General features: G+C 60.7%; 24 protein-coding genes and 1 pseudogene. 16 read left to right on the top strand and 9 right to left on the bottom strand.

The window, feature by feature from the left end; translation table 11 throughout:
• Positions 1-79: 79 nt before the first annotated feature.
• The 5 genes from AB8B31_RS25210 to AB8B31_RS25190 all read right to left on the bottom strand — a co-directional run bounded on the left by AB8B31_RS25210 (position 80) and on the right by AB8B31_RS25190 (position 4982).
• Positions 80-1114, bottom strand: coding sequence for an L-idonate 5-dehydrogenase (locus AB8B31_RS25210; RefSeq protein ID WP_439007539.1), 1035 nt, complete (start codon positions 1112-1114; stop codon positions 80-82).
• An 11-nt stretch (positions 1115-1125) separates the two neighbouring features.
• Positions 1126-2532 (bottom strand): TRAP transporter large permease, encoded by a 1407-nt coding sequence (locus tag AB8B31_RS25205; protein WP_018516946.1) that lies wholly within the window; start codon positions 2530-2532, stop codon positions 1126-1128.
• A gap of 4 nt (positions 2533-2536) precedes the next feature.
• On the bottom strand, positions 2537-3109 hold the full coding sequence (locus tag AB8B31_RS25200) for a TRAP transporter small permease (RefSeq protein WP_018516945.1): 573 nt from the start codon (positions 3107-3109) through the stop codon (positions 2537-2539).
• A 116-nt stretch (positions 3110-3225) separates the two neighbouring features.
• Positions 3226-4200, bottom strand: coding sequence for a sialic acid TRAP transporter substrate-binding protein SiaP (locus AB8B31_RS25195; RefSeq protein ID WP_018516944.1), 975 nt, complete (start codon positions 4198-4200; stop codon positions 3226-3228).
• A gap of 23 nt (positions 4201-4223) precedes the next feature.
• Positions 4224-4982: a FadR/GntR family transcriptional regulator gene (locus AB8B31_RS25190; protein WP_018516943.1), complete on the bottom strand. Its 759-nt coding sequence runs from the start codon at positions 4980-4982 to the stop codon at positions 4224-4226.
• Positions 4983-5539: 557 nt separating this feature from the next.
• On the opposite strand from AB8B31_RS25190, the gene AB8B31_RS25185 reads away from it, so the two are divergent.
• Positions 5540-5779, top strand: coding sequence for a hypothetical protein (locus tag AB8B31_RS25185; RefSeq protein WP_032990312.1), 240 nt, complete (start codon positions 5540-5542; stop codon positions 5777-5779).
• Between the two features lie 222 nt (positions 5780-6001).
• Here the strand turns inward: AB8B31_RS25185 and AB8B31_RS25180 are convergent, their stop codons facing one another.
• The 3 genes from AB8B31_RS25180 to AB8B31_RS25170 form a co-directional block, all read right to left on the bottom strand.
• Positions 6002-6529 carry a sigma-70 family RNA polymerase sigma factor gene (locus AB8B31_RS25180; protein WP_018516940.1) on the bottom strand — a complete coding sequence of 176 codons (528 nt, stop codon included), beginning with the start codon at positions 6527-6529 and terminating at the stop codon, positions 6002-6004.
• Positions 6530-7092: 563 nt separating this feature from the next.
• A complete protein-coding gene (locus tag AB8B31_RS25175; protein WP_018516939.1) occupies positions 7093-7413 on the bottom strand; it encodes a hypothetical protein in 321 nt (106 codons plus the stop codon).
• A gap of 163 nt (positions 7414-7576) precedes the next feature.
• A complete protein-coding gene (locus AB8B31_RS25170) occupies positions 7577-8281 on the bottom strand; it encodes a transcriptional regulator NanR (protein WP_018245449.1) in 705 nt (234 codons plus the stop codon).
• A 176-nt stretch (positions 8282-8457) separates the two neighbouring features.
• Between AB8B31_RS25170 and oiaX the strand changes: the two genes are divergently transcribed.
• The 11 genes from oiaX to dhaL all read left to right on the top strand — a co-directional run bounded on the left by oiaX (position 8458) and on the right by dhaL (position 21010).
• On the top strand, positions 8458-9714 hold the full coding sequence (gene oiaX / locus AB8B31_RS25165; protein WP_018516938.1) for a 3-oxo-isoapionate-4-phosphate decarboxylase OiaX: 1257 nt from the start codon (positions 8458-8460) through the stop codon (positions 9712-9714).
• Positions 9715-9719: 5 nt separating this feature from the next.
• Positions 9720-11057, top strand: coding sequence for a four-carbon acid sugar kinase family protein (locus AB8B31_RS25160; protein WP_018516937.1), 1338 nt, complete (start codon positions 9720-9722; stop codon positions 11055-11057).
• A gap of 131 nt (positions 11058-11188) precedes the next feature.
• Complete coding sequence (locus AB8B31_RS25155) at positions 11189-12016, top strand: phosphogluconate dehydrogenase C-terminal domain-containing protein (RefSeq protein ID WP_018516936.1); 828 nt, start codon at positions 11189-11191, stop codon at positions 12014-12016.
• Positions 12017-12116: 100 nt separating this feature from the next.
• A complete protein-coding gene (locus tag AB8B31_RS25150; protein WP_003550404.1) occupies positions 12117-13058 on the top strand; it encodes a D-ribose ABC transporter substrate-binding protein in 942 nt (313 codons plus the stop codon).
• A gap of 73 nt (positions 13059-13131) precedes the next feature.
• Positions 13132-13776 (top strand): DUF2291 family protein, encoded by a 645-nt coding sequence (locus AB8B31_RS25145; RefSeq protein WP_018516935.1) that lies wholly within the window; start codon positions 13132-13134, stop codon positions 13774-13776.
• Positions 13773-15323 carry a sugar ABC transporter ATP-binding protein gene (locus AB8B31_RS25140; protein WP_018516934.1) on the top strand — a complete coding sequence of 517 codons (1551 nt, stop codon included), beginning with the start codon at positions 13773-13775 and terminating at the stop codon, positions 15321-15323. The genes AB8B31_RS25145 and AB8B31_RS25140 overlap by 4 nt, the downstream gene beginning before the upstream one ends.
• Positions 15320-16384, top strand: a complete 1065-nt coding sequence (locus AB8B31_RS25135) for an ABC transporter permease (RefSeq protein WP_018516933.1) — start codon at positions 15320-15322, stop codon at positions 16382-16384. The genes AB8B31_RS25140 and AB8B31_RS25135 overlap by 4 nt, the downstream gene beginning before the upstream one ends.
• Before the next feature lies 1 nt (position 16385).
• On the top strand, positions 16386-17420 hold the full coding sequence (locus AB8B31_RS25130; RefSeq protein WP_018245457.1) for a Gfo/Idh/MocA family protein: 1035 nt from the start codon (positions 16386-16388) through the stop codon (positions 17418-17420).
• Entirely contained in the window at positions 17417-19300 is a 1884-nt protein-coding gene (gene apnL, locus AB8B31_RS25125; protein WP_018516932.1) for a D-apionate lactonase, read from the top strand. The genes AB8B31_RS25130 and apnL overlap by 4 nt, the downstream gene beginning before the upstream one ends.
• A 57-nt stretch (positions 19301-19357) precedes the next feature.
• Positions 19358-20362, top strand: a complete 1005-nt coding sequence (locus AB8B31_RS25120) for a dihydroxyacetone kinase subunit DhaK (protein WP_018516931.1) — start codon at positions 19358-19360, stop codon at positions 20360-20362.
• Between the two features lie 3 nt (positions 20363-20365).
• Complete coding sequence (gene dhaL / locus AB8B31_RS25115) at positions 20366-21010, top strand: dihydroxyacetone kinase subunit DhaL (protein ID WP_018516930.1); 645 nt, start codon at positions 20366-20368, stop codon at positions 21008-21010.
• Positions 21011-21056: 46 nt separating this feature from the next.
• Here the strand turns inward: dhaL and AB8B31_RS25110 are convergent, their stop codons facing one another.
• Entirely contained in the window at positions 21057-21194 is a 138-nt protein-coding gene (locus tag AB8B31_RS25110; protein WP_020572901.1) for a hypothetical protein, read from the bottom strand.
• Positions 21195-21316: 122 nt separating this feature from the next.
• Between AB8B31_RS25110 and AB8B31_RS25105 the strand changes: the two genes are divergently transcribed.
• From AB8B31_RS25105 to AB8B31_RS25090, 4 genes and pseudogenes are all read left to right on the top strand, one after another.
• Positions 21317-22084: an SDR family NAD(P)-dependent oxidoreductase gene (locus AB8B31_RS25105; RefSeq protein WP_018516929.1), complete on the top strand. Its 768-nt coding sequence runs from the start codon at positions 21317-21319 to the stop codon at positions 22082-22084.
• A pseudogene (locus AB8B31_RS25100) lies at positions 22071-22358 on the top strand (IS5/IS1182 family transposase); the annotation flags it as partial. The gene AB8B31_RS25105 and the pseudogene AB8B31_RS25100, both read left to right, overlap by 14 nt.
• 251 nt (positions 22359-22609) lie before the next feature.
• A complete protein-coding gene (locus tag AB8B31_RS25095) occupies positions 22610-23119 on the top strand; it encodes a GNAT family N-acetyltransferase (protein WP_018245462.1) in 510 nt (169 codons plus the stop codon).
• Positions 23120-23401: 282 nt separating this feature from the next.
• On the top strand, positions 23402-24313 hold the full coding sequence (locus AB8B31_RS25090; protein WP_018516927.1) for a protein-L-isoaspartate O-methyltransferase family protein: 912 nt from the start codon (positions 23402-23404) through the stop codon (positions 24311-24313).
• The last annotated feature ends 546 nt before the right edge of the window (positions 24314-24859 follow it).

Here is a 24859-nt window from a genome sequence, read left to right as displayed (position 1 = left end):
GGCGCGCGTAGACGCGTCGGCCGAGCGGATTCGATTGCTCATCGCCCGCCGAGCAGAGGTGTGAGTTCCGCGACACGTTTTAAAAGGTCAGTTGCACCTTGCAGGCCGCCGTGCGGTCACCGGCGAGGGTGAAGGCTGCGGTGGCTTCTTCAAGCGGCAGGCTGTGGCTGATGATCGGTCGCACATCGATCTTGCGGCTGGAGATCAACTCGACGGCGGTCGCGAATTCCTCGTGGAAGCGCTGCGTTCCGTGGAGTTGAAGCTCCTTGCCAACGATGGCGTTGAGAGGGATCGGGACGTCTCCTGTGACGCCGACCTGCACGATCGTTCCGCGTGGTCTGATGGCGGCAATCGCGCCGCGGATGGCCGGAGCGGCGGCCGAGCATTCGAATACGAGATCGAAATAGCCCTTTCCCGCCTCGTATTCTGCAAGCGCCGGGGCATCCTTGGAAACATTGATGGTGCGGCTGGCGCCCATCGCTTCGGCCCTGGTGAGCGCCGCATCCGCGAGATCGGTCACCACGATCTCGCTTGCGCCATGATAGGAGGCGACGGCAACCATCAGGGCGCCGATCGGGCCGGCTCCGGTGACCAGCACGCGTTTGCCGCCAATGTCTCCTGCACGCGATGCGGCATGCAGACACACGGATAGCGGCTCGCTGCAGGCCGCTTCCGCTGCCGTCGTCGCAGCTCCAACCTTAAAGCACTGCTTGGCCGGTACCACCAGCCATTCCCGGAACATGCCCTGTTCATGCGGCAGGCGCATCGCACTGCCCATGAAGCGCATTTCCAGGCAGTGGATCGGCATGTTTTTCTGGCAATATTCGCAATGCCCGCAGGGTTGGCTGGGATTGACCGCCACCAGCGTGCTGGCCTTCAGATCGACCCCCTCGCCCGCTTGGCTTACGGTCCCCGAGGCCTCGTGGCCGGGTATGATAGGCTCACGAACCCGGACCGGCCCGAAGCCGCCGTCCTGATAATAATGCAGGTCGGAGCCGCAAATCCCCGCGGCTGCCATTTTGAGAAGCACCTCGCCGGGACCAGGGGCCGCAACCGTATCGGTCTCGATCCTGAGATCGCCCTTTTGGTAAAGCCGTGCCAGACGTGTCCGCATGGTGTCCATCCTTATCTCAACAGTCCAAGCTGTTGCGGCAGCCACAGCGATACGGCGGGGACAAAGGTGATCAGGATTAGCGCCAGGAAGAGCGGCACCAGCCAGGGCAGGATCGCCATGGTCGTGCGTTCGACGGAGAGTTTCGCGACCCTCGACAACACGAAAAGCACCATGCCGAGCGGTGGGTGCAGCAGGCCGATCATCAGGTTCAGCGTCATGATGAGACCGAACTGGACGGGATCGATCCCGAATTTCAGGACGATCGGCAGAAGGATCGGCACGAGGATGGTGATGGCCGCGATCGTGTCCAGGAAGCAGCCGACGAAGAGCATCAGCAGGTTCACGAGGATCAGGAAAACCCATTTATTGTCGGTAATCGAGAGGATCGCATCGGACAGCAGCTGCGCCGCCTGGCTTACCGTCAGCAGCCAGGCGAAGACCGATGCCGCGGTGACGATGAAGAGAACCGATGCCGTGGTCTCGATCGTATCGAAACTTGCCTTGGCAAGCGTCGAGGGTGTCATCGTACGGTAACGCACCAGACCGAGGAACAGAGACCAGAGGACGGCTGCGACGGCGGCCTCTGTCGGCGTGAACCAGCCCATTGTCATGCCGCCGATCAGGATGACGGGCGTCATCAGCGCCATGACGGCGGAGAAGCGGAAATACCAGTCGAGAGCAAGAAGCAGGGCAAGGGCAATGCCCGCCGCAACATTCATCGATACGCCCGCCTGCATCAGCAGGTAGATGGCCAGCGGCACCGCCAGGACGACGACGATTTCCATCCCCGCCGACAGCAGCTGTCTAACATCGAACGGCGCGTCGGAGCCCCAGCGCTTCCAGTAGGCGAAGGCGGCGACAGTGATCATCATCAGGAGCGTCATGACGACGCCGGGCAGGATGCCCGCCATGAAAAGAGCGCCGATCGAGACGTTCGCCATCATGCCATAGATCACGAAAGGCAGCGACGGCGGGAAGATCGGACCGAGCGTTGCCGAAGCCGCCGTCACGCCGACCGCTGCCTCGACCGGATAGCCGTGATCCTTCATTGCCTTGATCTCGATCGTGCCGATACCCGCTGCATCGGCCAGCGCCGTGCCGGACATGCCGGAGAAGATGACCGAACCGATGATGTTGACTTGCGCGAGACCGCCCTTCATCCAGCCGACGAGAGCAACGGCAAAGGAATAGATGCGGCCGGTGACGCCGGCCGAGTTCATCAGGTTGCCCGCGAGGATGAAGAAGGGCACGGCGAGCAACGGGAAGCTTTCGACCCCGGCGATCATGCGCTGGGCGACGATGATGTCGGGCGCGACGTCATAGAGGACGATATAAAGCACGGATGCGACGGCCATCGAGATGGCAACGGGCACCCCGACCAGCATCAGCACCAGAAACGAGCCAAGAAGAAGTAGCATCGGATCAACCCTCGACGGTCTGGAATTCTTCGGGGCGCTCCAGAACGGAGTAGCCGCGGCGCATATTGGCGATGAAGACGACGACTGCGCGGATCAGCATCAGCGCGAAGGCGACGAGAACGGCGTAGAAAACGATGTTGCGCGGCAGATCGATCGTGACCATCTGCTCGTCCGCCACGATGTCGACGTAGCGCCACATCAGATGGCAGCCATAGGCGAAGAAGCCGATGCGGACGATATCGACAAAAGTGGCGAGCACGCGCGCCAGGCTTGCAGGCATATAGTGATAGAACACATCCACCTGGATATGCCGCGACGTGCGCACGCACATGACGGAACCGAGAAAGACGACGCCAATCAGACAATTGATCGCGATTTCCTCGGTCCATGCGTAGCTGTCGTTCAGCACATAACGCGTGAAGAACTGCAGGAAGACGCAACCCGCCATCAGCCAGAAGACGATCAGCGTGATCCAGTCTTCAATGGCGTAATCCGAGACGTTTGCGGTCGGAGCGTGCCCTTCGAACTCGTGACCGATTTCTTCGGCCGTGATTTGCGTATGAATTTCTTGCGACATGATCGGCCCTGTTCCAGTTCGGAATGAAGGAGCGCGGCGCCTGCAGCAACCAAGTGTTACAGCGTCCTTGCGCGTCTGAAAGACGCGCGGCGCTGTAAGGCGCCGCGCCGCGAGTTTTACTGGATCGCGCGGATTGCTTCCCAATCGGCCTTCTCGTAGCCGAAATCCTCGAACTTGACCTTTTCCATCACGGCCTTTTCGAAATCGGCCTTGTCGACCTCGGCGACGTTCAGGCCCTTTTCCTTGAAGGTCGCAATAAGACCGTTTTCCTTGCCGGCGATCGTCTTGCTGGTGCGCTCGGCGGCCTCCTGCATGACCTCGCCGAAGATCTTCTTGTCCTCGTCGGAAAGGCTTGCCCACCGCGTCTTCGAGATCACGGTGTTAAGGTGATCGACGATGTGGCCGGTGAGGATGATGTTCTTCTGGACCTCGTAGAATTTCTTCGCCTCGATTGTCGTCAGCGGGTTTTCCTGTGCCTCGACCGTGCCGTTCTGCAAAGCGAGATAGACTTCGGCAAAGGCGATCGGCGTCGTGTTGGCACCGCAGGCGCGCGGCATGGCGAGATAGGCCGGAACGTCAGGCACCCGGATCTTCAAGCCCTGCATATCGGCGCATTTGGTAATCGCCTTGTTTGATGTCGTATGGCGCGTGCCGTAATAGCTGACGGCGGCGATATGGTTGCCGGTCTTGTCTTCATAGCCTTTGGCAAGACGCTTGAAGACATCGCTCTTGGTGTAGGCGATCAGGTGATCGGGACCGCGGAAAATATAGGGGAAGTAAGTCACACCGATCGGCTTGTAGTCGCGTGCCGCAAAGCTCGATCCCGAGATGATGATGTCGACCGTCCCGAGCTTGAGGCCCTGGTTGATGTCTGCTTCCTTGCCGAGCTGCGATGCCGGATAGACCTCGATCTTGTAGCGCCCGTCGGTGCGCTTGTTGATCTCTTCCGCAGCCCAGACGGAATCCGTGTGGAAGGGCTCGGACGTTTCATAGACATGCGCCCATTTCAGCACTGTCTGGGCCTGCGCGATCGCGCTGCTCGCCATGATCGCGGCTGCGGTGCAAAGTATCGTTGCCAGTCTGCTTTTCATTGCTCTCTCCTCCCGAGCTTGGGTTAAGTCTTGGATGTTCCTTTCGACGGCCGCTTCTTGCGTCCGCGCTCCTCTTCCCCCGAAAACTCCTCCCCGAAGCTCTCGGAAAACCTCTTCTGCGACATGGTGAGATGAGCGCGCATGGCCGCCTTGGCGCCGGCGGCATCGCCGGCGGCGATCGCGTCGCGAATGGCGCGATGCTCGTCCAGCGCGCTGCGCCATGTCGTGGGCCCCTCGAAGTGGCTGGCGAGCCTTGCGAAATAAGGGGTCATGCGCATGTCGAACATCTCGCCCGTGACGCGGATCAATGTCGCATTCCCAATGATGGCGGCAATGCCGGTGTGGAAGGCGCGATCGGCATCGAGCACTGCGCTCGCATCGTTGACCACGCCACCCATGCGCGTCAGCGTTTCATCGAGCAGAGCGATATCGTCCGGCTTTGCGCGACCGGCAGCTTCTTCGGCTATGGCACATTCGATGAGGGCTCGCGCCTGCAGCAGCTCGAAAGGCCCCTCCACCGGCTCGCGCTCGGCGCCAGCGACGGTCGCAGCATGCTGGCGCACCACATAGATGCCGGATCCCATGCGGATGTTGACGAGACCTTCGACCTCGAGGACGATCAGTGCCTCGCGGACGGTCGGGCGTGAGACCGACAGTTGCTCCGCAAGGTCGCGCTCAGCCGGCAGCCGCTGGCCGACGGCAAGCTCGCCGCTCGCGATCATCAGGCGAATCTGATCCGCAACCTGCCTATAAAGACGGCGTGATTCAACAGGCGAAAACATCGTGGGCCTCCCCGGCGGCTTCTCCTCAAGCCGCGCAGCTGGTCAACTGGCCTGACCAATTAGCACATGAATATCATCGCGGGAGTTGTGCGTCAATCCGCCGCATAAACGCAAGACACGAATATCCCCACCCGGAGGGCAGCCGTTTGTGAGATCGCCGGGAACCTTCGTCGTCATTCAGGGTTGGGTGGCCGAACATCTGGAGTGGAGCCGATGAATTACCTCTGGCTTTTTGTAGTTGCGGGCGGAGCAGCTCTCCTGGGAATTGCTATTGGCTTGGGGATGATCAAGCAGGATGGACAGCGGTCGGCCGCTGCCATCGCAGGTACTTTCGTCGTTGCACTCGGTGCTGTCGGACTCGGCCTCTTTGTCGCCAGTGCGCCCACGGCCCCTCTGCGAGCGTCCGATAGAGAAGGATCGCAGAACAGGCGCCCGGCGGCTGCGACGACCGAAAAGGATTTTCCTGGAAAGTAACCGAGAAGCAAACCGCCGTGAGCGTGCTGTGCATTGAGGGCACAGACGCCGTGCTCGGCAGGAGGTGCACTGTGATATATTTTATGGCTGTCGCGGAGCGAGCGTTTGCCTCCGCTCTCGAGGCGATGACGGATGAAGAGCTCTTCACAATGATGGCTGATCTGGAAATCCGCAGTGAAACCTGGGTTAAGCCTTCGCCTCATGACGAAGACTTCGCAAAAATCGTTCTGACCGAAAGCGCCATAGAAAGACGTTTCCCTGGACAAATGTTAAAGCCGTACAAGGAGTGGCAAATCCGCCGAGCGCGTCGGAATTGCGCTTGAAACACGCATTGGGACAGGCCTATTTGTTTGGCTGGCCGGCCCCCGGGCGACTAAGCCCAGCCAGCCCTCGCATACAACGAAGCCGATAGCATCACGTGAAGGCTCTGGAGACGCCTGGTGCGGAACCATCAATCCTCGGGTGGAATAAGGAGTTGCCCACCTGGAAGTGCAAAACCTCGGTGACGCTAGCTCCCCGATCGAATCTCCTGGCTGCAAGCGTGGTTAGTCAAGGAGTTGGTTTCCCAGCATCAACAGCAAGGACTCGCGGGCGCGGCTCACGCGGCTTTTCAATGTGCCGATTCGGCACCCACACATCCTGGCGGCGTCCACGTAACTCGTTCCGGTAGCCACTAGCGTTAGGGCGCGGCGCCTGTCGTCGGGAAGAAGAGTTAGTGCATGTTGCAACTCCCGCTCCCGTAGCGCCCACTCCTGGGCTGGCGCGATTGAAACCTGTTCCATCGCCACGTCCAGTCCAGCCGGCTCCCGTCTTTGCTTGCGATAATTGGTGCAGAACGTGTTTCGAAGAATCGTGAAAAGCCAGGACTTGAGCGAGGTGCCTGGGTGGTAGAGATGGAGCGAGTTTAAGGCCTTCATCAGTGTTTCTTGCACGAGATCATCGATATCGTCCTCGTTGCGCAGGAACCTTCTGGCGAAGGCGCGTAATGCCGGCGTCAGCTCAACGATCTTTAGTTCGATTGCGGAAGTTTGTTTGCTATGAGAAGCAGAGTGTACTGCAGATAAAGACGTCATTTTTCTCTCCTTGGATGAAAAGGAAAGTTCTGGACGTCCTAATCGTTGCCGTACGGTAACGGACCGTAGACGCCGTCCTCCGCAGGGCCTGCCCGCGATTGCCACCGTTTGCGTCGAACGCAGCCGATCTCGGGAACTAGGGGCTCGTTCGGATCATCACCGAGTACGCTCGGTCGGCCGAGGCCGACCAAATCATGGAGGAGTTCGATGGCTCGGTCGCCTTTAAGGTCGACCTGATTTCTTCCGCGCGGGCGAGCGCGATGAGATAGCCCCCTACGGCAGTTGATCGCGTGAGCAAAGCAGCACGATCCTTCCCCTAGCCGCAGGCAACACTCGCCGAAGAAGAGGCAACCGACAGGAAACCGACGGAGCGCCGCACTGTCGTCCGCAAACGCTAGGAAGGGAGCGCTTTAAACCATCACGCCGGTGACGGTCAGCGCCTCGGCGGCCGGCTTCCTAGAGTTCCTCACGAACAAACCCGCCCCGTGAACTGACCCCAGAAAATTGGACATCCAACCTCGGGGATCAGTTCACGGAGCGGGGTTTTTTCGTGAAGCGGCCGATCAATTATTATGCGCGGCGCAGGCCTCATCCATCGGGGTCGCGTTGCTCGTGCCGCCTTGTGTCTGGAGTTTGGCGGAGTTGTTGACCGGATTGGGGCACTTGGTCCTGTCGGTTTTCATTGTGCCGGTGCTCGTGGAGCCCGTCGTGGTGGTATCGGTCGCCATCGGCTTTTTGGCCTTCATATTGCCGCTTGCACCGCCACCCTGATCGGCCTGGTTTTTATCGATCGTGGCGCCGGCCGGTGCCGGATTGGATTGGGCGAAGGCAGACGTGGCCATGCCGATGGAAAGAAGCGAAGCTGCTACGAGTTTCATACGCATCTGATGTCCTCCTTAGGATCTTTGCGTGATTATTCAGAACCTCGCCGGCGCGTCATTGTTCCGCAGTTGCTGCTTACAAATATGCCATAGCTTCAGAAGCCGCGGGCGCGACCGAGGATCAACGGTGAGATGGGATCAGGAGACGAGCGATGGAGGCGCGACACTACTTAGCGTAAAGCGCTCGCGACCGCTCGAGATGCTTGAGAAGTGCCGTTTCCGAGCCATCCACGTCGTTTGCTTCAAGGCGGTCGACGATTTCGTCGTGTTCGGCGAGCGTGAACTTTTCCTTGCCGGTCCAGATCAGCATTTCGGTATGATATTCCTTCAACCAGGCAAGCATGGCTTCGCTGACGGCGACGTAGATCGGGTTGCCTGATATCTGCGCGATGCGGGTGTGGAATTCCATGTCCGCGTCGATGAACTCTTCGGCCCGTCCAAGCGACATTCGCTGGCGTTCGATGATGTTCCTGAGGTCGGCGATATCATTTGCGGACGCCCGCTGCGCGGCCTCGCGCGCCATGCCCCGCTCGAAGAAGATGCGGGCGCTCTTGAGGTATTCCAACGAATCCGACGATTGCGACAGCATGATCTTGGCGGTGAGATCGACCTGGCGGAATATCGATTTCGCCGTCAGCCTGAGGACCTTCGCCCGCTCACCGTGCGAAATGTTGACGAGACCTTTGTTGGCAAGGGACTGCATGGCCTCCCTGATCGCCGGCCGGCCGACGCCGAAGCGTTCCATCAGTACGCGCTCGGAGGGCATTTCGTCGCCGGGCTGAAGCTCGCCCGACGTGATCATTCGCTCAAGTCGATCAAACACTTCGTCAGAGAGTTTCCGGCGGACGATTTGTTCGAGGGGCTGTGTCATCACATCTCGCTGGCTCAAAATGTTTCCTCCTAACAGTTTTCCGGGTCGAGAACAAAGCCGCCGGCGAAAATTGCGGGTGCGAAGATTCTACTTTCAATAAGTTGGAATACTCATTATACCAGATCATGAGTTGACGCCATGGCAATGTGGCGGCGAGAGGAGCAACCGTCCGTTTCATGATGATTAGCCTGACCTATCGTATCGAAACGCCCGGCAGCGTCGAGGCAATGGCGGACAAGATCGCGAGCGACCAGTCGACCGGCACCTTCGTGCCCGTTCCCGGCGAAACCGAAGAGCTGAAGTCGCGTGTTGCCGCCCGCGTGCTGGCAATCCGCCCACTCGAAGATGCGCGTCATCCGACCTGGCCCGAGGTCGCCCCCGGCACGCTGCTCAATCGGGCCGATGTCGACATTGCCTTTCCGTTGGAGGCGATCGGGACCGATCTTTCGGCACTGATGACCATTGCGATCGGCGGCGTTTATTCCATCAAGGGCATGACCGGCATCCGCATCGTCGACATGACGCTGCCCGACGCCTTCAAAAGCGCGCATCCCGGACCGCAGTTCGGCATTCCTGGAAGCCGCCGCCTCACCGGCGTCGAAGGCCGCCCCATCATCGGAACGATCGTCAAGCCGGCGCTTGGCCTCAGGCCACACGAGACGGCGGAACTCGTCGGCGAGCTGATCTCATCCGGCGTGGACTTCATCAAGGATGACGAAAAACTGATGAGCCCGGCCTATTCGCCGCTCAGGGACCGCGTTGCGGCGATCATGCCGCGCATTCTCGATCACGAGCAGAAGACCGGCAGGAAGGTCATGTATGCCTTCGGCATCTCGCATGCCGACCCCGACGAGATGATGCGCAACCACGATATCGTCGCCAAGGCCGGCGGCAACTGCGCCGTCGTCAACATCAACTCGATCGGCTTCGGCGGCATGAGCTTTCTGCGCAAGCGCTCGAATCTGGTGCTGCACGCGCATCGAAACGGTTGGGACGTGCTGACACGCGACCCCGGCGCCGGCATGGATTTCAAGGTCTACCAGCAGTTCTGGCGGCTGCTGGGCGTCGACCAATTCCAGATCAACGGCATCAGGGTCAAATATTGGGAGCCGGACGACAGCTTCGTCTCATCCTTCAAGGCCGTCAGTACGCCGCTGTTTAATGCCTCGGATTGCCCGCTTCCGGTTGCCGGGTCGGGCCAGTGGGGAGGGCAGGCGCCGGAGACCTATCAGCGAACCGGCCGGACCGTCGATCTTCTCTATCTCTGCGGCGGCGGCATCGTCAGCCACCCCGGTGGCCCGGCGGCCGGCGTTCGCGCGGTGCAGCAGGCCTGGCAGGCCGCAGTCGCAGACATCCCGCTAGAGATCTACGCCAGGGAGCACCCGGAACTCGCCGCCTCGATTGCAAAATTTAGCGACGGCAAGGGTGCGTGACCGCGATGGATGGACTTCTCGTCAGCTATTACGGCGATGACTTTACTGGCTCCACCGATGTGATGGAGGCCCTGGCCTCGAACGGTGTGTCGACCGTGCTCTTCCTCGACGTTCCGACGCCGGAACTGCTTGCACGCTTTAGCGATTGCCGGGCAATCGGCATTGCCGGGACAAGCCGCAGCGAGACGCCCGCATGGATGGGAGAGCACCTTACGCGCGCTTTCGCATGGCTGAATTCGCTTGGCGCCGCCATCTGCCACTACAAGGTCTGCTCGACCTTCGATTCCAGCCCCGAGATCGGCAATATCGGCAAGGCGATCGAAATAGGCCGTACGGTCTTCAGGCAATCCGTCGTACCGGTCATCGTCGGCGCGCCGCAACTGAAGCGCTACACGGCATTCGGCAACCTCTTTGCCGCTTACCAGGGCCGGGTCTTTCGCATCGATCGCCATCCTGTCATGAGCCGTCATCCGGTGACCCCGATGGACGAGGCGGACCTTGCCGTTCACTTGTCGAAGCAAACCCTGCTTCCCGTCCTGGTCGCCGATCTTATCGCGATCACCGCGGCTGACGCCGATGCGGGTATCGACGGTCTGGCGTCGGGTTCCGAGGGGATTCTGCTCATCGATGTCGATTCCGAGGCGACGCAGGAGGCCGCGGGTCGGCAGTTGCTTCGTGTCGCCAGCCGCTCGGGGAGCTTCGTCGCCGGCTCCTCGGGGGTCGAATATGCCCTGCTCAGCGCATGGCGGCGGAGCGGCTTCATCGGCGAAAGCAAAGCCGAGTTTCCCGATATCGGCCCGGCCGACCGCCTCGCCGTCGTGTCGGGCAGCGTATCGCCGACGACCGAGCGCCAGATCCGGACGGCTGTCGAGAATGGCTTCGAGAGTATCGCGCTCGATCCGCTTGCACTGGTCTCGGAGCAAGGCGAGGGCGCGGTGAGTGCTGCGGTAGAGGCGGGAACCGAGAAGCTCAGGCAAGGCAAGAGCGTCATTCTTTACACGGCGCTTGGACCGTCTGCAGACCGGGGCGCCGACATCGACAAGCTTCCGGGTGCTCGTCACCGGCTCGGAAGCGCGCTCGGCACGATCTTGCGCCGCCTGATCGAGAACGAAGGGCTTTCGCGTGCGGTCGTCGCCGGCGGCGACACATCAAGTCACGCACTCAGGCAGTTGAAGATCGACGCGCTGACGACGCTTCTTCCGCTTCCCCAGACGCCGGGTTCTCCGCTTTGCCTCGCGCATGGCGACTATCAGCCGACCAACGGCCTGCAGATTGCGCTCAAAGGCGGCCAGGTCGGGACGGACGGCTATTTCGTCCAGATCCGTGAGGGGAGGAAGCACTGATGGTTTCCTCCGGCATCGGCCGAAATGTGCGATCGCGGAAAAACGTGATTCCAACGATTAAGTAGTGATATGGTGATTGACTCATCATACCAGTGTATGATCCTATTGATAACGGAACAGGTGAGGAAAACATGACTAAGATTGCCCTCTTCGGCGCAGGCGGAAAAATGGGATACCGGCTTGCCAAAAACCTCAAAGGCTCGCGTTTCGAGGTGCGCCATGTCGAGGTGAGCGACGCAGGCAAGGCCCGTTTGAAGAATGATCTCGGCCTTGATTGCCTACCCGTCGATGCCGCACTCGATGGCGCCGATGTGGTGATCCTTGCCGTGCCGGATACGGCGATCGGCAAAGTGGCGGCAGGCATCGCCGACAAGCTCACATCAGGCACGATGGTGATCGCGCTGGACGCAGCGGCTCCCTTTGCCGGCCACCTGCCGAAGCGCGACGATCTTACCTACTTCGTCACCCATCCCTGCCATCCGCCGATCTTCAACGACGAGACGGAGATGCAGGCCAAGAAGGACCATTTCGGCGGCCTGTTCGCCAAGCAGCACATCGTCTCGGCGCTCATGCAGGGTCCCGAGAGCGCCTATGCGCTTGGCGAGGAAATCGCCAAACTCATCTGGGCTCCGGTCATGCGCTCGCACCGGGTCACGGTCGACCAGCTTGCCATGCTCGAACCGGGTTTGTCGGAAACCGTCTGCGCATCGCTGCTCGTCGTCATGCGGCAGGCCATGGACGAATGCGTGGCACGCGGCGTGCCTGAACAGGCTGCCCGCGACTTCCTGCTCGGCCATATGAACGTGCTCGGCGCGGTCATCTTCAAGGAAGTCGACGGCGTGTTCTCGGATGCCTGCAACAAGGCGATCGAGTTCGGCATCCCGGCGCTGATGCGCGACGACTGGAAAAAGGTATTCGAACCGCAGGAGATCGCCGAAAGCATCCGGCGCATCACCTGAACCGGCATGGGGAGGCGAGCCCTCCCCCTTCAACTGCCCCGAGGAGACGGGGTTAGCCGCTCCGGGAAGTCGGGGCTTCATTCACAACAGGGAGGAAAATATGAAACTGACGCGCAGACTGACACTTGCAGCTTTTGCCGGCGCCCTCGCGCTTGGTACGGCTCTTCCGGCCTTTTCGGCCGATCTCATCGCCATCATCACGCCGGCGCATGACAATCCCTTCTTCAAGGCCGAAGCCGTCGGCGCCGAAGCCAAGGCCAAGGAGCTCGGCTACGAGACGCTGCTCATGACGCATGACGACGACGCCAACAAGCAGTCGGAAATGATCGACACGGCGATCGGGCGCGGCGCCAAGGCGATCATTCTCGACAATGCCGGAGCCGACGCCTCCGTCGCGGCCGTCAAGAAGGCAAAGGATGCGGGCATTCCCTCCTTCCTGATCGACCGCGAAATCAACGCGACGGGCGTTGCCGTCGCCCAGATCGTCTCGAATAACTATCAGGGCGCCCAGCTCGGGGCGCAGGAATTTGTCAAGCTGATGGGCGAGAAGGGCAATTACGTCGAGCTGGTGGGCAAGGAGTCCGACACCAATGCCGGCATCCGCTCGCAAGGCTATCACGACGTCATCGACGACTATCCGGACCTGAAGTCCGTCGCCAAGCAGTCGGCCAACTGGAGCCAGACGGAAGCCTATTCGAAGATGGAAACCATCCTCCAGGCAAATCCCGACATCAAGGGCGTCATTTCAGGGAATGACACGATGGCCATGGGCGCGATCGCGGCACTGCAGGCGGCCGGCCGCAAGGACGTGATTGTCGTCGGCTTCGACGGTTCCAACGACGTGCGCGACTCCATCAAGTCGGGCGGCATCAAGGCAACGGTCCTGCAGCCCGCCTATGCGCAGGCTCAGTTGGCGGTAGAACAGGCAGACGCCTACATCAAGAACAAGACGACGCCAAAGGAAGAGAAGCAGTTGATGGATTGCGTTCTCATCAATGCCGACAATGCCGGCAAACTCGAAACCTTCGCCCTGACGAACTGATCAGCCGCGAATTGCGAAGGGCGCAGCGCTGCGCCCTCCGCAATGCATTTCGCAAGACGTCGAGGTTTAAAGCATGTTGAGAATGAAGGGCGCCCTGCTCGCTGCCGTCGTGGCGGCAGCCTTGCCCGGTTGCAAGATCATCAAGACGCCGACGGCTGAGGAAAAGGCTGCGGCAGCGGCCAAGACCGCCTTCGACCCGAATGCAAAGGTCGAGGCGATCTGGCAGTCCGAGGCCGTGCCCTATTTCGAGAAGCGCGCCGGCGACCTCAAAGACGTCATGCAGCTTTCCGCCTCCAGCCCCGACGCGGCCGGCGAGAAATACGGCAATCCCCGCAAGCAGAGCAGCTCGCCATGGACCTATGCGGTGAAGATCACCGGCAAGATTGTCGCGGCCGATACGGCCTCTCGCGCGGCAACGCTCGATGTCGACGCAGATGGCGACGGCAAGGCCGAAGCCAAGGTGCAGATCGGGCCGGCGCTGCGGGGCACGGCGCTGCGCGACACATTGGAGTTCGTCAATTTCAACGAATTCAAGAACCAGATCGAGTGGGCGCAGTTTGGCAAAGCCTTCAACGAGAAGGCCAATACCTCCTTTCTCTCCGCCATCCCGCGTGAGGGCCTCGCCGGCAAGACGGTAACCGCGATCGGCGCCTTTCCGCTGCCGAAGAGCGGCGAGCTGCCGCTCATAACGCCTTCGGAACTGAAGGTCGGCCCATGACCACAGGAGAGGCACAAAAGGACGATGTCATCCTGCGCCTCGACGACGTGTCGAAGGTCTATTCGGGTATCGTCGCCGTCAAGCGCGCCAATCTCGAGCTGCGTCGCGGGGCAGTGAACGTCCTTGTCGGCGAAAACGGCGCAGGCAAATCGACGCTGATGAAGATCATCGCCGGTGTCGAGCGTCCGACGCTCGGCCGCATCATCCTGGATGGCAAGCCCGTATCCTTCGACAGCCCTGCGGACGCGCAAGCGCATGGCATCGGGATGATCTTCCAGGAACTCAATCTCTTCGCCAACATGTCGGTCGCAGAAAACATCTTCGCCAGGCGCGAAATCACCCGCGGTATCCTCGGCATCGATCACAAGGCGCAGGTCCAAAAGGCCAATGCGTTTTTGAAGCGTCTCGATGCCGGGATCGAGGCCGATACGATGGTCGAGGATTTGCCGATCGGCCAGCAGCAGCTCGTCGAGATCGCCAAGGCGATGTCGTTGAATGCCCGGATCCTGATCATGGACGAGCCGACCTCGGCTCTTTCGGCGGCCGAGGTCGAGATCCTGTTCAAGGTGATCGCGGAACTGAAGGCCCAGGGCGTGGCGATCGTCTATATCTCGCACCGGCTCGAAGAGCTGATGCGGATCGGCGACTACATCACGGTGCTGCGTGACGGCCAGATCACCGGCGAGGCCATGGTCCGCGACATCGATACACGCTGGATCGTGCGTTCGATGATCGGCTCGGATGCCAAGGATTTTGCAAAATCCGTGAATCACGCCATCGGAGCTGAGGTCTTTCGTGCCGAAAACATCAGCCTGCCGCGGCCGACGGGCGGGCTCTCGGTCAACGATGTCTCCCTGTCGGTCAAGGCAGGCGAAATCCTCGGCATCTATGGCCTGATGGGTGCGGGACGCAGCGAATTCTTCGAATGCGTGATCGGGCGTCACACGCACTCGACCGGCAAGATCTTCATCGACGGCAAGCAGGTTCGCGCCCGCGACACCACGCGACGTATCCGCCGCGGCCTTGCGCTCATTCCGGAAGACCGGCAGCGGGAAGGTCTGGTCCAGGTCCTCTCGATTGCCTCCAACCTGACGCTGGCGAGCCTTGGCCGCTTCACCCGGCTCTTCCATATCGACAGGCGTGCGGAGAAGAATGCCATTCGTGATGCGATCCGCGATCTCTCGATCAAGGCACCGAACCCGGATTTCGAGGTGACCTCGATGTCAGGGGGCAATCAGCAGAAGGTCGTCATCGGTAAGGCGTTGATGACCAATCCGAAGGTGCTTCTGATGGATGAACCGAGCCGCGGCATCGATGTCGGCGCCAAGGCCGATGTCTTCCGCACCATGCGGCGGCTGGCGGCAAACGGGCTTGCCATTCTGTTTTCGACTTCCGACCTCGAAGAGGTCATGGCGCTTTCCGATCGCATCGCGGTTTTGAGCAACGGCCAGCTGGTCGCCGTCTTCGACCGGAACGAGGCCACCGAAGAAGCCATCATTGCGGCTTCTGCCAAGGGACACGGACATCAAGGGAAACTCGCGTCATGATGGCGGCTACATCAACTATTCTCACGCCGAAAGGCGCCAACGGCTCCGTGCTTCTGACGCTGATGAAGCTCAGGACCTTCATCGCGCTGTTTGCCGTCATCATCTTCTTTGCGATCTTCGCACCGAACTTCACCTCGACGGCGAACATGATCCTGATGTCGAAGCATGTGGCGCTGAACGCGTTCCTGGCGATGGGCATGACCTTCGTCATCATCACCGGCGGCATCGATCTCTCGGTCGGATCGATCGTCGGTCTTTGCGGCATGGTCGCGGGCGGTCTGATCCTTTACGGCATCGAATTGCCGATTGGCTACACCATCTTTTTCAACCTTTTCGAGATCGTGCTGATCACCCTGTCGATCGGCCTGCTCATCGGTCTGATCAACGGTCTGCTGATCACCAAGCTCAACGTCGCGCCCTTCATCGCCACGCTTGGTACGCTCTATATCGCCCGCGGTCTCGCCCTGCTGTCATCGGACGGCCAGACCTTTCCGAACCTTGTCGGCCGGCCTGAATATGCAACGACCGGCTTCGATTTCTTCGGCGCGGGACGCATTCTCGGCCTGCCGGTGTCGATCTGGATCCTGATCGTGCTTGCGCTGCTGGCCGCCTATGTCGCCCGCTCGACACCGATCGGTCGTCACATCTTCGCCGTCGGCGGCAATGAGCGGGCTGCGCGCATGTCCGGTATCCGGGTCGATGTCGTCAAGATCTTCGTCTACATGTTCTCCGGACTTTGCGCGGCCATCGTCGGCGTCGTCATCTCCTCCGAACTGATGGCAGCCCATCCGGCAACCGGCGAAAGCTTCGAACTCAATGCGATCGCCGCAGCCGTGCTCGGCGGCACCTCGATGTCGGGCGGCCGCGGCACGATCGGCGGCACGATCATTGGAGCCTTCGTCATCGGCATCCTCTCCGACGGATTGGTGATGATGGGCGTTTCCTCCTTCTGGCAGATGGTCATCAAGGGCCTCGTCATCATCATTGCCGTCGTCGTCGACCAGGCGCAACGCCGCCTGCAGCAGCGCGTTACCCTCATGCAGATGGCAAAGGCAGGTTGAGATGACGGAATTAAAAGGAGCTTTGATCGGTTGCGGCTTCTTTGCGATAAACCAGATGCATGCCTGGAATGACGTTCGAGGTGCCGGCATTGTCGCGATCTGCGATCGCGACCCAGAGCGGCTGAAGCTCGTCGGCGATCAGTTCGGCATCAATCGCCGCTATGGCGATGCCGAGGCGTTGTTCGCCGATGGCGGTTTTGATTTCGTCGACATTGCCACGACCGTCCAAAGTCACCGTACCCTCGTCGAAATGGCGGCCGCGAACAAGGTGCCGGCCATCTGCCAGAAGCCGTTCGCCAAGACCTTGTCGGATGCGAAGGCGATGGTCGAGGCGTGCCGCAACGCCGGCATACCGCTAATGGTGCACGAGAACTTTCGCTGGCAGACGCCGATCCAGGCGGTGCGGAAGACGCTGGAGGCCGATGCCATCGGCACGCCCTTCTGGGGCCGTTTCTCCTTCCGTTCGGCCTACGACGTCTTTTCCGGTCAGCCCTATCTCGCCGAGGGCGAACGGTTCATTATTGAAGACCTTGGCATCCATACGCTCGATATCGCGCGCTATATCCTTGGCGACGTTCGATCGCTCACGGCCCGCACCAAGCGGGTCAATCCCATCATCAAGGGCGAGGATGTCGCGACCATTCTGCTCGATCACGAAAACGGCGCCACGTCGGTCGTCGACGTCAGCTACGCCACCAAGCTTTCCAGGGAGCCATTCCCCGAGACCTTGATCGAGCTCGACGGTTCGGAAGGCACGATCCGCCTGACCCAGGGTTACGGCCTCGAAGTCACCAACGCCAAGGGCACCACGACCACGGACGTGTCTCCGAAGCTGCTGTCATGGGCCTCGCGGCCCTGGCACAACATCCAGGAGAGCGTCTATACGATCCAGCAGCATTGGGTCGATCAGTTGGAACGCGGCGCGGAACACTCGACGTCAGGGGCTGACAATCTGAAAACTTTTGCGCTCGTCGAGGCCGCCTATGACAGTGCGGCCAGGGGACAGACGATCGATGTCGGAGCGATGCTGCGATGACGGTCGATGCGTTCCAGCTCTACGGCACTCGCCTCGTCGAAACGCCGCCGATTCGGCTGAGAGCGGGAAAACTGGAAGCCGATCTCGCCAACGGCAACCTCCGCACCATCCGCTACGACGGGACCGAGGTGCTGCGAGCGATTTCCTATCTCGTTCGCGACCGGGACTGGGGCACCTACAGCCCTGAAATCACCGATCTCCGCATCGAGCAGAGTGACGATCGCTTCGAGGTCGCCTATCTCGCCCGCTGCGAGGGACCCGACGATACCAGGCTTGTCATTGACGTTCGCATCAGCGCAACTGCGGACCGGCTCGACTTCGAGGCTGAGGCCATCGCCTCGACCGGCTTCGAGACCAACCGCTGCGGCTTCTGCATTCTGCACCCGATCGTCGGTTTGGCAGGTTCACCGGCGACGGTCGAGCATGTCGACGGGGAGGTCGTGGCAACACGGTTTCCCGATCTCATTGAGCCCTGGCAGCCGTTCAAGGACATGCGCGCCATCACCCACCTGGTCATGCCTGACGTTCAGGCGGAATGCCGGATGGAGGGCGACACCTTTGAAATGGAAGATCAAAGGAACTGGTCGGACGCATCCTATAAGACATATGTCAGGCCGCTCGCCCTGCCCTGGCCCTACCAGATTGCCGCCAATCAGCCTGTCCGTCAAAAGACGTCGCTTGTTATCAGGGATATCAACGGTGCCACACGGGATCCTTCGGCTGGGCTGTCAGTCGGCGCCATAAAACTCGAGCTCGGTGCGCGCACTGGCACCATGCCGGATATCGGCGTGATTATTACACCCGAAGAGGCCGATGCGACCCTCTTGGCAAAGTCCGTCCTGACGGAGATCGCTCCTCAGGAACTCCTCTTCCATTTCGACCCGAGTGCCCGGCACGGCGTCGACGCGCTCAGGCGGTTCGCAGCAATCGCGACGGTCCATCGCGGCCGCTCGACGCTGGAGATTGCCCTTCCCTGCAAATTATCGCCGTCAAGCGAGACCGCCGAGATCGCCCGCCAAATGCAGCTGGCGGAATTCAAGCCCGATGCGATCATGATCTCGCCTTCGGTCGACCGGCAGTCGACGCCGCCCGGCAGCGCCTGGCCGGATTGCCCGCCTTTGGATGAAGTCTATACCGCCGCTCGCGCTGCCTTTCCCGGCATTCGCATTGGCGGCGGCATGCTGAGCTATTTCACCGAGCTCAACCGGAAGCGCGTCCCGGATGGACAGCTCGACTTCGTCAGCCACTGCACCAACCCGATCGTGCATGCGGCCGACGATCTCAGCGTCATGCAGACATTGGAAGCCCTGCCCTTCATCACCCGGTCTGTGCGTGCGATCTACGGCGACAAGCCCTACCGCATCGGCCCGTCGACGATCCCGATGCGGCAAAACCCCTATGGCAGCCGCACGATGGACAATCCGTCCGGCTCTCGCATACCCATGGCCAACCGCGACCCACGCCACAATGGACGCTTCGCGGAGGCTTTTGCATTCGGTTACGCGATACGGGTGCTGGATGCCGATCTGGAATGCCTGACGCTATCGGCCCTGACCGGTCCGTTCGGTTTGATCGCCGGTCCGGCGGAACCGACCGAACAAGGCGGCCGGCGCTCGCTGTTCAACACCATACGGACACTCTCCGCTTTGACTGGTGCATCCTGGCAGGAATGCGTCTCCTCCTCACCCTCTGAGGTCCTGTCTTTCGTTGCAAGGGATACTACAGGCGCCAGGCTGTACGTCGTCAATCTGACGAGCAAAGAGAGAAAGGTCGATTGCAGCGCATGCGGGCCGACCGGCAAGGACTCAAGCGGGGATCTGCTGCTTGCCCCATTGGCTGTCACCGTCTTGCCGCTGCAGCGCGACGTGCTGGCGGATTGACCTCCAGCGGTGCTGCTGCATCTATGCGATCGGGAACTCGCTCTCGGGAGGATCGATGTGAAGACGAAGAAGCTTATCAATTCCGGCGCCGATGCCGTCGATGAGATGCTGCAGGGGGTCCTGGCGGCCCATCCGCGCCATCTCTACGCGGTAGAGGACATGCCCCGCGCGATCGTCGCCAGAAACGGGCCGCGAAAGGGCAAGGTCGGATTGGTCATCGGTGGTGGCTCCGGGCACGAACCGACATTTCTGGGGTTCGTCGGCAAGGGGCTTGCAGACGCGGCCGCAATCGGCAACGTCTTCGCGTCGCCGCCGCCCGATCCGATTGTCGCCTGCGCCATGGCAGTCGACGGCGGCGCCGGTGTGCTGTTCATGTATGGCAATTATGCCGGCGACGTGATGAACTTCGACATGGCAGCCGAGATGCTGGCACTTGACGAGATCGAGGTACGCACCGTCCTGACCACGGATGACGTGGCGTCTGCTCCTCCCGATCAAAGGGATAGACGACGGGGCGTGGCGGGTAACGTCTTCATCTTCAAGGCCGCCGGCGCAGCGTGCGATCTTCTCTACTCGTTTGACGATGTCGAGCGCGCCGCCCGCCATGCCAATGCGCGAACCTATACGATGGGTGTCGCGCTTTCCCCATGTTCGCTGCCCCAGACCCTCCGGCCGAACTTCCTGATCGGCGAAGGGGAGATGGAGATCGGAATGGGCATCCACGGGGAGCCTGGCGTGGCGCGCGAGCCGCTGAGGCCGGCCGACGCGGTGACGGACGAACTCATGGACAGCATTCTTCGCGAAATGAACGCAGACCGGGGCGATCGTGTCGCGGTACTCGTCAATTCGCTGGGCTCGACCCCGATGATGGAACTCTACATCATGATGCGGCGCGTGAAGTCCCGGCTCGACGATGCCGGGCTCATCCTCCATACGTCGCTCGTCGGGAATTACTGCACCTCGCTCGAAATGGCCGGCGCGTCGATCACGGTCATGCATCTTGACGACGAGCTTCAGCGATTGATCGACCACCCCTGTGATTGCGCGATGTTTGCGAGGTAATCGATGACGTTTACGACCGAAGATCTGCAGCGCTTGTTTGCCGGGATTGCCGAGGATATTGCGGCGGAACGGGATCATCTTTGCGAACTGGACGGTGCCATTGGCGATGGGGATCACGGCCTTGCCATGGATGCGGGCTGCCAGGCCGCGGCGAAAGCGGTCGGCGAACTTGACGCCGGGATTGCCCCGACAACCCCATTCAACGTCGCGGCAAAGGCATTCCTGAATGCGGTCGGCGCTTCGTCCGGCCCGCTATATGCCACGGCCTTCATGCGCGCCGGAGCGGCCGCCAAAGGCAAGCAGACATTGAGCGATGACGACTTCCTCAGCGTCTTTGCGGCAATGGCGCAGGGAATCCAGGAACGCGGAAAGGCCGAACCCGGAGAAAAGACGATGGTTGACGCCTGGAAGCCCGCAGCCGACGCAGCACTCGATGCCCGGCAGTCGGGAAAGCCCCTCGCCCAATGCTTCGAGGCAGCGGAGCGGGCAGCGCGGGCAGGCTGTGAAGCGACCAGCAACATGACGGCGGCCAAGGGACGGGCTTCGCGATTGGGGGACCGCGTGATCGGGCACATCGATCCTGGTGCCGCGTCCGCCGTCATCATCATCTCCGCCATGGCCAAATTTGCTCAGCATCACGATGGTTAGGCCGTGAACTCATAAGTCTGCTGGACTGATAGCCTGACAGAGTCCGCTATGCCCCTATGGCCGACACGTTGCTGCGTAGCAGCGAGACGATGCTATGTGCCAAAAGCGGAATTGCCGATAAAGCAGGCTTGCGGCTGCCGGCTTGCCAGCCGAGATCACCAAAACTGAAGGCATCACCGATCATGGCATCCTAACGTTGATATGATCATCATGCCGATCCGGTCTTGCCGCGTTTGCCTGCAGGGAACATACCTAACCTCACAAAGCGGTATTTCCAATGGATGTCGGACTAGAGGAGCCCATGAAATGGATCTGCAGCTCACTGGCAAAAAGGCACTGGTAACCGGCTCGACTCGGGGGATTGGGCTTGCCATCGCTGAGCGTCTTGCGTTGGAGGGAGCCGACGTCGCGATTTGTGCCCGCAGCGGAGACGCCGTTGAGGACGCGGTCAAGGCACTAGAATCCAAGGGAGGCAAGGCCTGGGGCCGGGCCGTTGACGTCAAAGACCCAGCGGCACTTCGGAGCTGGGTTGGAAGCGCTGCGGCGGCGCTTGGGGGTGTCGACATTTTGGTGGCAAATGCCAGCGCTCTATCTTTCGGCCTTAGTATCGAGGCGTTCCAGTCGGCCTTCGACGTCGATCTGATCCACACTGTGACGGCAGTTGAGGCGGTTATGCCGCACCTTGAGCGATCACGGGCGGGGAGCATCGTCGCCATTGGCTCGATTGGGGGAGTCGAGGATTCAGAACTCAATGCTTACACAGAGGTATCCTATGGCGCCATAAAGGCTGCGCTGCACTTTTACATCAAGTCGCTCGCCCGGACCGTCGCGCCCAAGGGTATCCGAGCCAATGTCGTCAGCCCCGGTTCGACGTTCTTTGACGGTGGTGCCTGGGATCGAATCAAGAGCGAGCAACCCGAAGATTTTCGTAATGCGGTTGCCATGATCCCGATGGGCCGCATGGCGAGGCCCGAGGAGATCGCCAACGTCGTCGCATTCACGGCGAGCCCAGCGGCGAGCTACGTCAACGGCGCCAATCTGGTGGTTGACGGCGCCTTCACGCGACGCATCTAAGCTAACGTGTCACACGGGTGACGCCGTTCGGATTAGAGAGCTGGCTCGCCAGCAAGGAGCATGGGCGAACATTCCGTCGAAACGAAACCGCAAAGACCCGATCTGCTTCAGCCCCTATCTCTATCGCGCACGCAACCGGATCGAACGGTTCTTCAACAAAATTAAGCAATGTAGGCGTGTTGCGACCAGATACACCAAACTCGCGGCCAACTATCTGGCGTTCGTCAAATTCGCATCAATCCGAATTTGGCTACGCGGTAATGAGTCCACGCCGTATCTCATCGCGCCAGTTCCTATCTGCAATGGGCCTCGCTCGGCACCAGAAAACGGGCGAAGTCTTCATTCGAAACCGCCAAGGTTCATTTCTTCGACCGAAAGACGCAAAAGCTTTTGAGTGCCTGAACACCACGCGCGTAAAGCAGGTTCGTTGAACGCCGAACGGAATTTGCCCTTCCAGACGACATGGTGACTTGTACTCTCTAATTTTGCCAATAGGCTGTTGGTCGGAGACGAGGTAGCCAGGACATGCACATTCGAAGGGCCGTTTCTGCTGACGCGGAGGAGCTGAGCAGTCTCCTGAACGAGATCATCCGGGCCGGCGGAACAACCGCACTCGAGACACCGCTTTCGGCTGCCGAGTTCGCGGACTGGTTCATCGATGGCGAGTTTCCTCTTACCTGCCATGTCGCAGAGCACGATCAGTCGCTCGTCGGTTTTCAGTCGCTGAGCTTATACGGCGATCCGCCAAAAGGGTTCGCCGACATTGCGACCTTTGCCCGCATGAACCCAAGGACCGCAGGCGTCGGCAGCGCACTTTTTCCTGCAACCCGAGCGGCAGCGGAAGAGCTCGGGCTCGAATTCATCAATGCCACCATTCGCGCCGACAACGTCAGCGGCCTTGGCTATTACGCAAAGATGGGCTTCGAGACCTATGATCGACTGGTCCAGGTTCCGCTTCAGGACGGTACACCCGTCGACAGGATCAAGAAGCGTTTCAGAGTAGACACTAGGCACCGCGCGATACCCGACGCCTGAAACGTGTCGATGGCGCTGGGGAGTGCTTGGCATCCAAGGGCCGATGCCGCCTCTTTGCAGGCCACACTTTGATGTGCGGCGAAGAAGCTAAATTCTGCAGCCTGCGGAACATTAACCCTATGAAGTGACACCGTACTTTTCCTACATGGAAGCTAAATAACACTTACCTTCCGTCATAGGCTTCCTTGTCAAGTAAGACTATCCACCATCCATAAGGATCAGGCATCGGGATAGAGATGGATTTGGAGCCGCAAAGACGTAAAAAGGGAACAGATCAAAGCCATGCCCGGAGATTTGCCCATGCCGACTGCGATGTTCACGGCCGACGAATTGGCGGTGATCCGCCGCGCTTACGCCCATCAGGTAGTGGCAACCGCCGCCACGACGAACCCGCGGATCGAAGCTGCCTTTGCCACCGTCCCGCGCGAAAAATTTCTCGGTCCGCCGCCATGGCAGATCGCCAATATAGGCGGCGGATATCGCCCCCTCCCCTCCTCCGACGTGGTTCTGGCCTATCAGGACGTGCTATTCGCCCTGCTGACCGACAAGGGCATCAACAATGGCAGCCCCTCACTGCATGCCCGGCTCCTGGCAGAGCTAGACGTACAAATCGGCGACCGTATCGCCCATATCGGCGCCGGCACCGGCTACTATAGCGCCATTCTCGCAGAGTTGGTCGGCCCTGCTGGTCATGTCTATGCCGTCGAGATGGATCCGGATCTGGCCGCCCACGCTCAAGCAGCGCTGGCGGATCGAGCCAATGTCAGCGTCATCAACGCCGACGGCAGTCAATGGCCGCAGCAAGAGGTGGATGCGATCTATGTGAATTTCGCCGTCGCGCGGCCTGCTGAACCCTGGATCGAAAGACTGCGGCCTGGAGGGCGTCTGGTGCTGCCGCTCGGCGTGCCGCGCCAGGACCGACCGTCGAAAGGCGGCCGTCACGCGTCCCATGGCGCTGCGCTTCGTATCGTGCGCGGCGAGGGTGGATTTGCGGCGCGTTGGATCGGCGTAGCCTATTTCGTCTGCGCCAACGGTGGATTGTCAATCGACGATAACGAGATCGAGGCGCTGACCGCCGCCTTCAGACGCGGCGGCATCGAATTCGTCAAGAGCCTGCTCTGGAAGACGGACCCGCGGATAGGGCGCTGCTGGCATATCGGCGACCAATGGGCGCTCTGCTATGACGACGTCTGAGGAATCCGCACCGGTTCCGCAAAACCAACTGGCCCACCTCCATGGGGAACGAGAGCAATGCGGCGCGCGGCGGCATCGAAGAGACGTCCTCGACACCATTCTTCTTTCGACCGGCGCGATCAGCTAGCCGCACTTCTGACCACGATGACGGCGCAACTCTCAAGCACCCGGCGTAAGGCACAGGCGGCAACACGCTCGGAGCGCCGGCCTCGGATCTCGCGATCTCGAGGGTTAGTCCAGACCCACCACCGGCACCCTTCCCTGCCCGGTGCTGGAGGGCCGGCTGCGGAAATCACCATCCATCCTCTCTTGAATTCAGCAAGCGCGCGGCAAGGATCCGAGCCACCGCATACCGACTGAGATCGAGACCGGATTGGGTGCCGACGGCGTAATGAAGGGCAGCGGCCGGCGTGCGTCAGATATGGTGCACCAACATTTGACTTGATCCGCTCTAATAGACTGGAACGACATCACCAAGGCATTCGGCGCTTCCTCCTGGAAGGCGCCGCGCAGACCGGAAGCAGATGCCAGTAAGCGGTGGCGTCC

It is taken from the genome of Rhizobium sp. 62_C5_N11_2, from assembly GCF_051811185.1.
GTDB classification, from domain to species: Bacteria; Pseudomonadota; Alphaproteobacteria; order Rhizobiales; family Rhizobiaceae; genus Rhizobium; species Rhizobium leguminosarum.
Note: the sequence above shows the minus strand (reverse complement) of the source record. Positions and strands in the feature narration are given on the sequence as shown.